Source organism: Psychrobacter sp. YGAH215, from assembly GCF_007280595.1.
Taxonomy (GTDB): Bacteria; Pseudomonadota; Gammaproteobacteria; order Pseudomonadales; family Moraxellaceae; genus Psychrobacter; species Psychrobacter faecalis.
This window is the reverse complement of the sequence record NZ_VKLR01000004.1, coordinates 118379-130436: the sequence shown is the minus strand read 5'-3', so window position 1 is coordinate 130436 and position 12058 is coordinate 118379. Positions and strand designations below refer to the sequence as shown.

Annotated in this window: 9 protein-coding genes; 2 read left to right on the top strand and 7 right to left on the bottom strand. The window is 44.8% G+C overall.

What is annotated here, in order from left to right; all coding sequences use genetic code 11:
• The first annotated feature begins 75 nt into the window (after nucleotides 1-75).
• Nucleotides 76-1161 (top strand): aminoglycoside phosphotransferase family protein, encoded by a 1086-nt coding sequence (locus tag FOR85_RS02295; RefSeq protein WP_223808468.1) that lies wholly within the window; start codon nucleotides 76-78, stop codon nucleotides 1159-1161.
• Between the two features lie 108 nt (nucleotides 1162-1269).
• Nucleotides 1270-1998: an N-acetylmuramate alpha-1-phosphate uridylyltransferase MurU gene (gene murU / locus FOR85_RS02290; protein WP_144296533.1), complete on the top strand. Its 729-nt coding sequence runs from the start codon at nucleotides 1270-1272 to the stop codon at nucleotides 1996-1998.
• 99 nt (nucleotides 1999-2097) lie between these two features.
• Here the strand turns inward: murU and FOR85_RS02285 are convergent, their stop codons facing one another.
• The 7 genes from FOR85_RS02285 to FOR85_RS02255 all read right to left on the bottom strand — a co-directional run bounded on the left by FOR85_RS02285 (nucleotide 2098) and on the right by FOR85_RS02255 (nucleotide 11994).
• Nucleotides 2098-2214: a DUF2474 domain-containing protein gene (locus tag FOR85_RS02285; RefSeq protein WP_102077207.1), complete on the bottom strand. Its 117-nt coding sequence runs from the start codon at nucleotides 2212-2214 to the stop codon at nucleotides 2098-2100.
• Between the two features lie 160 nt (nucleotides 2215-2374).
• Complete coding sequence (cydB, locus tag FOR85_RS02280; RefSeq protein WP_144296532.1) at nucleotides 2375-3391, bottom strand: cytochrome d ubiquinol oxidase subunit II; 1017 nt, start codon at nucleotides 3389-3391, stop codon at nucleotides 2375-2377.
• Nucleotides 3391-4896: a cytochrome ubiquinol oxidase subunit I gene (locus FOR85_RS02275; RefSeq protein ID WP_144296531.1), complete on the bottom strand. Its 1506-nt coding sequence runs from the start codon at nucleotides 4894-4896 to the stop codon at nucleotides 3391-3393. The genes cydB and FOR85_RS02275 overlap by 1 nt, the downstream gene beginning before the upstream one ends.
• Nucleotides 4897-5409: 513 nt before the next feature.
• Nucleotides 5410-7980 (bottom strand): triacylglycerol lipase, encoded by a 2571-nt coding sequence (locus FOR85_RS02270; protein ID WP_144296530.1) that lies wholly within the window; start codon nucleotides 7978-7980, stop codon nucleotides 5410-5412.
• A 366-nt stretch (nucleotides 7981-8346) separates the two neighbouring features.
• The gene (locus tag FOR85_RS02265; RefSeq protein ID WP_144296529.1) at nucleotides 8347-9591 is read right to left on the bottom strand and encodes a hypothetical protein; all 1245 of its coding nucleotides are present in this window, start codon (nucleotides 9589-9591) and stop codon (nucleotides 8347-8349) included.
• 246 nt (nucleotides 9592-9837) lie between these two features.
• The gene (gene coq7 / locus FOR85_RS02260; RefSeq protein WP_144296528.1) at nucleotides 9838-10482 is read right to left on the bottom strand and encodes a 2-polyprenyl-3-methyl-6-methoxy-1,4-benzoquinone monooxygenase; all 645 of its coding nucleotides are present in this window, start codon (nucleotides 10480-10482) and stop codon (nucleotides 9838-9840) included.
• A gap of 171 nt (nucleotides 10483-10653) precedes the next feature.
• Nucleotides 10654-11994, bottom strand: a complete 1341-nt coding sequence (locus FOR85_RS02255; RefSeq protein WP_144296527.1) for an MFS transporter — start codon at nucleotides 11992-11994, stop codon at nucleotides 10654-10656.
• Nucleotides 11995-12058 lie beyond the last annotated feature (64 nt).

The following is a 12058-nucleotide window of genomic DNA, read 5'->3' as shown; positions in this document are numbered from 1 at the left end:
ACAACTATTTGCCCCACATATCACTTATTTATGACTGATATTTAATTTGCGATACTTTTTATGACGGATAAAACCATGACAGTACCTAACGTAACCGCTACGCGCCAGCAGCAGTTAGAGCAATGGCTGCAAGACGTGTTTGCCAATCAAAAATTTATTCTTGATAGTCTGCCGGGCGATGCCAGCGCGCGCCAATATCACCGTATTCAATTACTTGATAATGATGCTGTCGAAACAGGGCGCTATATTGTCATGGATTCAGCCGATGAACAAGACGCGTTGCAGCAGTTTATCAATGTCGCAAAGCTGATGGCACCAGCAATCAATGTTCCGACGCTCGTCGCTCAAGACGTGGCAAAAGGCTTTTTGGTATTGCAAGATTTTGGTACGGTAGAATTTGCTCATCTGCTGGTCGATGCGCCAGCCGCTCAGGTGAATGATTACTATCAATTAGCGCTGCGCACTTTGGTTGCCTTACAAGCGGTGCCAGTGGCGACCGCAAAGACGGATCATCAATTACCAGATTATGATACCGCGCTATTAAACCGTGAGATGGATTTGTTTAGCGAGTGGTTTATTCCTTATATTGGTATAGAGCTTGCGCAAACGCTTTGGGAAAATCTTAAAACGGCTTTAATCGCTGAGATTTTGGCGCAGCCGCAGGTCATCGTCCATCGTGATTATCACAGTCGCAACCTTATGCAAGACCAAGCAGATCATACGCGCTTGGGCGTGATTGATTTTCAAGATGCGGTGATAGGCGCGTATAGCTATGATTTGGTGTCTTTAGTACGCGATGCTTATGTAGAATGGCCAGAGGATCAGGTATCAAGCTGGATACAGGACTGCTGGCAATTGCAAAAACAGGCAGAGCTTGCGACAGCTGATAATGCAGCGCAGTTTGAAAATGATGTCAATGTCATGGGCGTACAACGGCATTTAAAAGTGCTGGGTATTTTTATCCGCCTGTTTGAGCGTGATGGTAAAAGCCGCTATTTGGCCGATATTCCAAAAGTCATGCGTGACCTGATTTTTGAGCTAGAATGGCTGGCAGAACACGGTAATTCCAATATGCAGCAAGCGGTTACTCCTTTTAATGAATGGCTGCGAGAGTCTATCTTGCCTGCTTATCAACATAAATTTGTGCAACAGTATATCTAAACAGCATGAGCAAAATAAAAGCGATGACAGTATTCATCGCTTTTACTTTGTTTAAAACAGTCAATAATGAATAATAGGCAATCATACAGCCAACAACAAGGAGCGTGTATGTCGGTAATAACGCAAGCGATGATTTTGGCGGCTGGCAAAGGTACGCGCCTGCGTCCGCTCACACTCGAGACGCCAAAGCCTTTGGTGGAAGTAGGCGGGCAGCCGCTTATTGTCTGGCATATCAAGGCGCTACAAGCCGCTGGCATTACTGATATCACTATCAATGCTTCATGGCTTGCAGACAAGCTGATGCAGACGTTGGGTGATGGCGCAGAGTATGGCGTGACGCTGCATTGGTCGATTGAGGGCGATGAGCCGCTTGAGACTGCTGGTGGGATTTTTAACGCGCTGCAAAACCATAAGCTGCGCGATGAGCCTTTTATCTTAGTCAACTCTGATATTTGGACGACCTATGATTTTGCGCCGTTGCGAGATTACCCGTTAGGCGCTGACCAACGAGCCCACTTATTATTGATTGACAATCCTGACCATAATAATGGCGGCGACTTTGCTATCAATAACGGCTTGGCAAGCGAGCAGCCGATTGCCGATGCGGACAAATATACCTTTGCTGGCATCAGTGTCATCTCACCAAGACTGGTTGATGGGCTGGTAACAGGACAACCGGCAGCCCTTGCGCCACTGCTAAAACAAGCAATGCTAAAGTTCCAAATTACCGCTGAGGTGATTAAAGACAATTGGATAGACGTCGGTACGCCCGAGCGTCTAACACAAATTAATGACTATATAGAAAATAGTGGTGTCGATAATCATCGCGGTGCATAAACGGTTTTACGACAGTTAAAGTTAAAACAAAAAAGCAGCGCTGAATATTTACTATTCAGCGCTGCTTTTTTATGGCGCTAGGTTTTGATAAAAGAGATTTTATACACCCATTGCCAATTTTATTAATTGGGCAATGGTAAAAACAACCAAAAAACCCGCCAAATATAAGCCTATAAACCAAGCCCATTGCGATTGTTTTTTACTGAGTTTTTTCATCACTATCTCCAAACTGCCTTTTAACTCCAAGCTATCTTCTAACTTCAAACTACCTTTCTAATCTAAGCCATTTTTTAATAATCAGTCATCACATATTCATGAGCGGATTAAGCTAAGCGCGGCTACTATCCTTACTAGATAGATAATAGCCGCAGCTTATTTAATACATGTGCTCGTGGTCGGTTTTACCTTTAAAAGTATAATACGCGAAAGCCGTGTAACTTAAGATAATAGGTAACATAATACCGGCGCCGATGAGCATAAAGGAGAGCGAAGTATCAGCCGCTGCTGCTTCATAAATTGTCATTTGATACGGTACGATATATGGGAATATCGCTATACAAACGCCGATATAACCCATCAAAAATAACGCAACGGTCAATAAAAATGGACGATACTCGCGCTCAGTGGTTAAATCTTTACGCATAAAGAAGAATAAGAGCAAGACGATAATTGGCATCGGCGCTAGATATAACAGCCCTGGTAAACTAAACCAGCCTTCCAGCGCTTCGATATCTGAAAAATACATGAATATCGTCACCGCAATCATCGCGACGATTAAGGCGGTGAGCAGCCAACCTGATACTTTGCGTGCCCAGACTTGCAGCGTATGTTCGGTTTTGATAATCAGCCAAGTAGAGCCCAGTAGCGCATAACCAATCAATAGCGCAAAACCGCACATGATAGAAAAGGGCGAGAACCAATCAAAAGGGCCGCCTGTATACAGACGATTGCTGGCCTCTAAGCCTTGAACCAGCGCCCCAAGCATAATACCTTGGGCAAACGTCGCAACGACAGAGCCGATAAAAAAGAAACCATCCCAAACGTAGCGATGGGCGGTGGCTTTAAAACGGAATTCAAATGCCACGCCGCGCATAATTAAGCCAAACAGCATAAAGATAACTGGCAGATAAAGACCGCTCATAATGATGCCGTAAGCGACAGGGAAGGCGGCGAATAAACCACCGCCGCCCAGTACCAGCCAAGTCTCGTTACCATCCCAAAAAGGCGCGATAGAGTTCATCATGCGGCTACGGTTTTTATCAGAGCCTGCAAACGGGAATAGAATGCCGCAGCCCAAATCAAAACCATCCAGTAAGACGTAAATAAAGACCGATAACGCAATCAAGCCACCCCAGATTAAGGGTAAATCTAATACATCACCATAGTTAAACATTAGCGTAACCCTCCATCATCGACGTCGTCAGCAGGTTCGTCCGAACCTTCTTCAGGCCCTTTGGTTTTATCAGCAGCGCGCTTATCACCGCTTAGCGTGCGACCTTGGGCTTCAGTGACAGAGTGATCGTAGAAATGATCATCCGACGGATCTTCGTACGGTTTGGGTCCTTGTGCGATGAGGCGCAAAATATAAAAGCTGCCCGCGCCAAACACAAAGGCATATAGCACAATAAAGCCAATCAAGGTTGTCGCCACTTGCTGCGCTGCGATAGGTGACATACTCTCAGCAGTACGAATAACGCCATATATTGTATAAGGTTGACGGCCTGTTTCGGTCACAAACCAGCCGGCAAGTAACGCTATAAAGCCAAGCGGCGTCATCATCATCCACGCACGGTGGAAGAGCTTACTCTCAGGATCGAACTGCTGCTTTTTAAAGTACTTATAAAGGCTAAATAAACCGATGAGCACCATTAACATACCAATACCAACCATGATACGAAATGCCCAAAATACAATCATAACGGGCGGCTGATCTTCTGGTGCCCAATTTTTAAGACCTTTGACCTCACCATCTAGTGAATGGGTGAGAATCAAACCGGAGACATAAGGAATGCTAAGCTCATAGTTATTGGTTTGGTTTTTTTGGTCGGGTATCGCAAACAGACGCAATGCCGCACCGCGCTCATCTTCCCAAATCCCTTCCATCGCTGCGACTTTAGCTGGCTGATGCTCAAGAGTGTTTAAGCCATGCTCATCACCGATGAGGACCTGCGCTGGCGCCACAAATATCGCCATAATCATCGCCATGCCGAGCATGACTCGACCATGCTGCCGATGCTCAACGTGCTTTTTAGACTGTAAATAATAAGCGCCAATACCACCAACCACAAAGGCGGTGGTTAAAAAGGCTGCCGTCATCATATGGGCATAGCGATAAGGAAACGAAGGATTAAAGATAATTTCAATCCAGTTGGTGGGGTATAACAGACCATCAGCGCCCAGCATAAAACCTTGCGGCGTTTGCATAAAGCTGTTGGCGGCCAAAATCCAAAATCCTGAAATCATCGTACCAATGGCAACGATAGCGGTGGAGGCAAAATGCATGCGTTTGCTCACCCGTCCCCAACCAAAGAGCATAATCCCTAAGAAGGACGCTTCTAAGAAAAACGCCGTTAAGACTTCAAACGCCAATAATGGGCCTAAGATATTACCAGCTCTGTCGGAGAACACGGCCCAGTTAGTTCCGAACTGATAGGACATGACCACACCCGATACCACGCCCAGTCCGAAGACGACGGCGAAAATCTTAACCCAATGTTTGTATACTTCAACATAAATGGGCTCGCCAGTTCTCAGCCAGCGAAATTCAAGCACGGTCAACCAGCTGGCAAGACCGATAGAAAAAGCGGGGAAGATAATATGCCAGGAAATAACGAAGGCAAACTGAATGCGCGCGAGCATCAACGCATCCATTTGATCAATCATAAATGTAGCGAACATAAACGGTTACCCTTATCTGTTAGCTGAATAGCGTTGGCTTCCATGATACGCGCAAGTAACTGTCCGTAACCGTCCATCAATTAGGGCGCTTATTATTACGGGCAATCGCTAAGTATTAGTTAGCGGCAAATGTAATTAAGATAAAATTTAACTAAAATAGCGTTCATTACCCTTATGTTTTATTCATTACCGTAGGGTAAGACTCAAAAACTTTAGGGCTGACTATTTAGCCAAAGTAAATAATTCATATCCTTATAAACTATTAAATATTCATCAAATGATCGTTTTATTCATATTAAACGTTTTAGTATTATGCGCTTCACCTTACGCACACGCAAGTTGCACAAGTGTGCTATCACACACCTATGCGTTCATAAACCACTTACAATATTAGCCAATAATCTTTGAAATAATATTCATTGTTTAACTATTGTTATCAATAGATACCAAACAGTAATATAAAAAAAACAAATTTTGATAATAAGAATTCAAAGCTTTTTATATAGGTGAAATTTAGTTTGTATCTTGCTGCTGTAATTGTTGATGCAAAATACGGCGTAAGGTCAAAATGGTTTGCGGGTTTTCTTGGATGCTATGACCGCCGTTAATAACCGTCTCTGACGCTGCACCATCGAGGTGAGCGCTGGTGTAGGGCACGATACCATCTGACAGCTGCTCGGTGAGTGCTTGCCCAATCTCGCCATCGACTGTCACGGCGGCGACCAGCGGTTGACCTGGCAACTCATCACTATCCGTTAACAGCGCATTGCTGTCATCAACGTCGATAACGTCCTCTGCATGGTCATTTTCTGTTATCTCTTCGGACAAGTCGAGCTTTGCTCCAGCAGGCTGCATTTCTGCCAAACCTCGGGTAATATCAGCATCGTTATTGGCGATGATTGAATGATAGGTGATACGGTCGTTGATACGGATATCTTTGGTTAATTGAATAAAAGACGATTTGTCACTTAATTGACTGGCGCCATTTTGTAAATATAGCGCGCCGAGCGGGTTCTGGGCCAAATCGCCTTGGATGGCCAAGGCTGCTAAGTTATCGGTCACCGTTTTTACCAAACCAACGGGCAGATACACGATGCGGCGTAGCGCACGGGTAAACCAACGGTCGGCATAATCGGTACCTCGAAACGGCGACGATAAAAATACTGCTGTATCGACCTGCGGTAAGGCTTTTAGCTCAAAACGCTCTCGTAGCTGCTGTTGGCCAAATGATTCTTTCAGCGCGTCACGTATTTTGCGCTTCTCATTCATTGACAGGACGTTTTGGTCGTCCAGTCTGTCTAAGTCATCGACTAAGTTCTCATCAGAGAGCATCATACGGGCAATGATACCGCCCATACTATGGCTGATAATGACGCTGTTTTTACTGGCAATATTTTGCCCTTTAGGGTCGGTTTTCTCATAAGCGGTATTGATGAGCTTTTGGATTTGATAGCGATTTTCTAAAATAGGCAAGTTGGTCGGATAAAAAATTTGCCAGACTTGATAATTATTACGCAGTTTGTCATCATTAAAAATATCGTTGGTTAAATTGACCCACGTCGCTGGGCTTGAGGCCAAACCGTGCAGCATGATGATGACGCGCTTATCAGCATCATAAGGTTCGAGCATAAAGAGCTTGGGTAAACTGGCTTCTTTTTTACGGGTAATCAGGTTTAGATAACCGACGCCATCGAGCTGGTTTTCTGCCAACCATAAGCCGTAACCTGCTGAAAAGTTTGCCGCCAGTGGATAATCGTCACCTAAGATATTGGCGCTCTCGCTGCGGTAAGGGTTGTATAAATGAATATCAAGTTGTTTGCTGCTCAGGGTATCAAGCACGCTATTGCCCATCGGCTTAATCAGCCCGGTCATCAGTAAATGTCCAGTCGGATAAATCCGCGTACTGGCATCATCACTGTCCAAGCTATCCTTTGAGCGCTCCTTCGAGCTTTCGTTTATATCGCTGGCTGTTCGACGAGGGCTTTCTTGATGCAGTCTGCCCGTCCTATCTGCTAACGACGAGATTAATAATTGACGAATGGTAGTGGTATAGCGGTCGTCCAATGAAGCTACCAAGCTGATACCCAGACCTGGGCGCTTACTAATAGAGTTTAGTCCAGAGAGGCGTAGCTCATAGGTCGAGACCAAATCGGTTAGGGCAGCGGTTTGTTGGTTGGCATTTTTGAGGTAGTTATTTTCGTTGGGTAAATAGACATTGAGATTGTAGTCGTCTATGTGCATTTTCATGACTTTGATTTGGTCAGTTGGTCGCCCCTTGACGGCCGTAAGATTGGCAATTACTGCTTGCTCGCTGCTAGTGGCAGTACTTGCGGACGTCGGTAGGTATTCTACCTTGGTATTACCCATCATTTTACCGCCACCATCAGCCGTTTGATAGAGCTGGGTAATCACATCGTTACTGGCAGCGTTATAGATGTCTTGGGTTTGGATATCCATCTCACTTGGAATACGACTTTGCGCGTGTGATCGTCTGGTTTCTTTATCCGCACCTTCAAAATCATGCTCTAAGCTGTCATAAAATAAATAGGTATAACTGGTTTTAATGGCATCAAATAAACGTTCTTGATAGCCAATCAAGCAGCTATCGGTTCTTTTTTGCTGTGCCTTGGCATCAGTGTCGCTTAAAGGCGTGTTGGCATAATAAGGGTCAATTGGCGGGCGGGCGAGGGCATTGCGGCAGTCTTTAGATTCGCCAAGCTGGCGCGCTTTGGCGTAGTGTAATTCAGCAAATACTGCCAAAGCTGGGCGATAATGTTCATTGAGCATGCTGTCGGTAAGCTGCGTTAGGCAGAGGTTAAACTGCTGCATACACGCTTGCTCATTAAGCCCGGCTGACAATAGGACTGAGGCGGTATCGCTACTCAGTTTGTTATCGGTGACGATATTGCCGCGCTGGGCGGCGATGGTCTTTGCTGAGGGCTGTTTATTGACGGAGACGGTGCTACAGGCAGGCAATATTGCCATGGCGGCGACCACTGCGAGTAGAGCAAAAGGCGTCTTGTTTTTATGCTTATACTTATGCTCTAGCGACGGCATATCGTTGGCAGGGTCAGCAAATATCATAGGTCATTCCAATAATAAGTATCAGCAACGCATCATAAATAAGTGATAAATATCACCTTTATATAAATAAATGATAAATATCATCTTTCATATAGCAGCATGAGTGTAACGTAAGTCGAGCTGTTCGACTATTGTAGTTGTTGTCTTATAGTCAGCTATCTTATATTCATATAGCATGAAATACTATCGAAAAGATGGATAGGCAATGCTTAACAAAACCCACTTAGATATCTCTAAATTAAGCACAAAAAAGCGCGCTCACATTATTAATCATAATTGTAGCGCGCTTTTTTACAGCTCTTTAGAAAACAGTGTGAGCTATCATTTTACCAAATAGCTAACACTTTACGTTTCTATCACAAAGAATTAAGTGCTTGGTTTGATATTAATATCTGGGGCAGGGATATCCCAAATATAGAATTTACCGTCCTCGATCAGCTTAATTTGTTGACGAATAATAGCGTTATCAGGGTTTTGTTGTGCCAAGCGGCGTAAACGCTCTAACGCCTTATCACGGCGATCACTTAACAAGTCAGATTGCGCAAGACTCTGCTCAGCTTCGGTGTAACCAAGAGTAACGGCTTTATCAAGATATTTTTGACCTTCTTTAAAACCGCCCCCTTCTGAGAGCATCATGCCATAGATAAAATTGGCCTCGCCGCTATTTGGTTTAAGTTTAATGGCGCGATCAATATATTGTCCGCCACGTACCGTGTATTCTGAGCCTAAATCTAAGTTGCGTCCCATGCCATTGAGTTTGGCGGCGCGAACTAAGACATCGTACGAGGCATTTGGCGCTTTGGCATACGGCTCAATCCATTCAGTCAAGACTTTGATTTTTTCACGGGCGTTGTGGCGCTGGGTGCGGTTCGGGAAGTTTGGTGGATAATGGCGCGCATTTGGTGAGACTTCTTTAATGAAGTCATCGAGTAAACTGACGTCCAGTTTATCAGTGCCAAGTCCTTGCTGCTGCGGTATGAGCACGGTAGGGACAAAGCTGATATCTGAAATACTCACTTGCGGGGCTGGAATGTTTGGCAGCTGACCACTGCGTAAATCAATCCCCGTCGCAGTGATAGGACCACGCTCATAAACGCGCGTCGTACCGGTCAACTCGGACGTGTCTGGTGTTGGTACGGCTGGTGGTTGGGCAGCATTTTGCGCAGTATTTAAAGGCGCACGGTTTGGTTGGACAATAGCCTGCTGGACATTCTGGACATTGCCTTGCTGCGAATTAGGGGCTTGATTATTAGCTGATTGCGCTATGTTAGTTGGTTGGACGGTATTCTGCTCAACATTGTTTTGAGCGCCAGTCTCAACTCCAACATTGGCTTGAGCATCAGTTGGCGCCGTGCTAATCGTTGCATTTGGCTTGGCTAGGCGAATGATACGTTTACTAGAATCGATAGCGCTAGGTACTGCTGTGCTGCTCGTAGCGGGCGCTGCGGCGGTATTCGCTTCTTCAGCTGCATTTGCCGGCGCTGATAGCAGCATGGTACAAGCGGCAGCGAGTGCCGTTAGGGTCGCAAGCCTAGACGCTTTACTAGAGTGGGGCGCTTTACTAGAGTGCGATGCTTTATTAGAAATAGGGGTTTGGCTGATGGCTTTCATAAAAATAATTACCTTTTAATCGTTGTCGTTTATCAGTTATTGTAGTTACTGACTTGTTATCTATTCATCCATTGATTGATCGTTAGGTTTTGGCATTCCGTAAAATCGTACAAATTTTTCATACCCTAGCAAATTAATCTGACTGCTAACAGTAGTAGGATTGTTAAAAGCACAGAATAATGCCGTCTGTAGCCACTAAAAAAAGATGCAGATTAGTAGCGCCTGCGTATTATAGATGATAAACGCTTATAAATGATAAGCCGTGGCCTTCATGCGATTGGCCATCCAGCGCATCGTGTGGCGTACCAGTGGCGACAATGCCGCGCCGCCATTTGCCAGTGCCAACTCGCGATGATGTAATTCTTCAATATCCATTTGCGCCAGTATTTCTCTTGAGCGTTGATCTTGCGGTGGCAATTGACCGATATGGTCTTGCAAATGCTCACTAACTTGCGCTTCGGTTTCGGCGACAAAGCCCAAACTGAACTCGTTAGAAATCGCCCCTGCTACCGCGCCAAGCCCAAATGACATGCCATACCATAAAGGCGTAAAAATACTAGGATGGCTGCCAAGCTCATCTAAGCGAACCTCGCACCAAACTAGATGATCGACTTCTTCTTCAGCAGATTGCTGCATGGCTTGCTTGACGTTATCGTTTTTTGCGGCAAACGCTTGCCCGTGATACAGCCCTTGGGCGCAGACTTCGCCCGTATGATTGATACGCATCAAGCCTGCGACATGACGGGCTTCGTTGATACTTAGCTCAGGAATCTCATCACTGCTAACAGGCAGCGGGCGCGTGCTAGGATTTGAATGCGGTACAACCGCTCGCAATGCTTTATCTACGCCAAGTAATAGCTGGTCAATTTTTGATAAGGAACGCTGCGCCATGATTCACTCCTGATGGCTGTATGAATTATAAATAGAACTTATGATGAATAGGTTTAAGCTATTCAATAGGCCACTAAACCTATCAGACAACACTTATCAAACCACTATAACAAACAATAGACAATCTCGGCAGCGAAATTATTGGCTTGCCGATTCATATTGCGTTTGGCGCTAGTCGTATCGATTCTGCTCGTCATCATGGGTTTGGATAACGGCCTGTTTGACATGTTTATTAAGCTTAAGATATAAAAATATACCAAAAATAATATTTAATATACCGGTGACTAAAAACAGTTGCGGCAAATTTAGACCCAGCGCATTTAATACCACAATCGAGAAAATCGCCGAACACACCATAAAAATGGCGTTAAAGATATTATTGGCACCGACGATACGCGCGCGATGGCTTTTTGGCGCATAAGCCTGCATAGAGGCGTATAAAGGCACGATGTATAAACCGCCGCTAAAGCCCAAAAAGAACAAGTCGGCAAACACGCGCCAGCTACCGCTCAGACCCCATAAATCACCAATACCAAGTAGTGCTTCGGTATTAACATCAATATTTAACCCTGATAAAGAAAAATATAAATCAATGGCAAATATACTAAGACCAGCGATACCAAAGGGTAATAAGCGCAGACTGACTTGGTTTTTGGTCAAGGATTTACACAGCAGCGAACCTATTGATACGCCAACCGAAAATAGCGTCAATAGGAAAATAACCACGGATTCATCGCCATGCAAAATGACTTTGCTAAATTCTGGCGTTTGGGTCAAAAACGTCGCGCCATAAAACCAAAACCAGCTATTACCAAGAATGACAAAGAATAAAAAAGGCAACGAGTATAAATAACGTACCGTCGCCATACTGGTGGTAAAGATATTCCAATTAATCTTCAAATCAGGCTGCATCGCTGACATGGTAGGAATAAAACGGGCGGCAAAATAGCCTATCGCCGCAACAAAAAGCACCGTCACACTTATCCAAAATAGCGGCTGGGTAATTTGGGTCAATACCCCAGCGATAATCATACCAAGCAAAATGGCAAGCGAGGTGCCCATTTGAAACAGACCATTGGCACCGACCAGCTCATTTTCCCTCATTGCTTGCGGCAAGTACGCATACTTAATCGGCCCAAAAAACGTCGACTGCGTCCCCATCAAAAACAGCGCCACAAATAACAGCGCGTACCATTCAAAGACAAAGCCGACAGCAGCGATAATCATAATGCCTATCTCAAGCAATTTGATTAAGCGCGTCAGTTTTGATTTTTCAAACTTATCAGCAATTTGCCCTGCCAATGCCGAAAATAAAAAGTACGGCAAAATAAACAACATCGCCGCCAAGTTATTTAAAATACTGACTTCCATACCCAATTGGCTGGCAGCAGTATAGGTTAGCACCAGTATCAGCGCTTGCTTAAAAATATTGTCATTAAAAGCACCCAAAAATTGGGTAAAAAACATGGCATTAAACCGGCGATGCTTAAAGAGTTGAAACTGATTGGCCATGAAAATTCCTACAGGTGGGGCGCGGCTAATAAAGGAGAAAACAAACTTTTACGCAGTGATTGGC

Coding starts and splice junctions, on each gene's coding strand:
- FOR85_RS02295 (WP_223808468.1), top strand. CDS start 76: ATGACAGTACCTAACGTAACCGCTACGCGCCAGCAGCAGTTAGAGCAA.
- murU (WP_144296533.1), top strand. CDS start 1,270: ATGTCGGTAATAACGCAAGCGATGATTTTGGCGGCTGGCAAAGGTACG.
- FOR85_RS02285 (WP_102077207.1), bottom strand. CDS start 2,214: ATGAAAAAACTCAGTAAAAAACAATCGCAATGGGCTTGGTTTATAGGC.
- cydB (WP_144296532.1), bottom strand. CDS start 3,391: ATGTTTAACTATGGTGATGTATTAGATTTACCCTTAATCTGGGGTGGC.
- FOR85_RS02275 (WP_144296531.1), bottom strand. CDS start 4,896: ATGTTCGCTACATTTATGATTGATCAAATGGATGCGTTGATGCTCGCG.
- FOR85_RS02270 (WP_144296530.1), bottom strand. CDS start 7,980: ATGATATTTGCTGACCCTGCCAACGATATGCCGTCGCTAGAGCATAAG.
- FOR85_RS02265 (WP_144296529.1), bottom strand. CDS start 9,591: ATGAAAGCCATCAGCCAAACCCCTATTTCTAATAAAGCATCGCACTCT.
- coq7 (WP_144296528.1), bottom strand. CDS start 10,482: ATGGCGCAGCGTTCCTTATCAAAAATTGACCAGCTATTACTTGGCGTA.
- FOR85_RS02255 (WP_144296527.1), bottom strand. CDS start 11,994: ATGGCCAATCAGTTTCAACTCTTTAAGCATCGCCGGTTTAATGCCATG.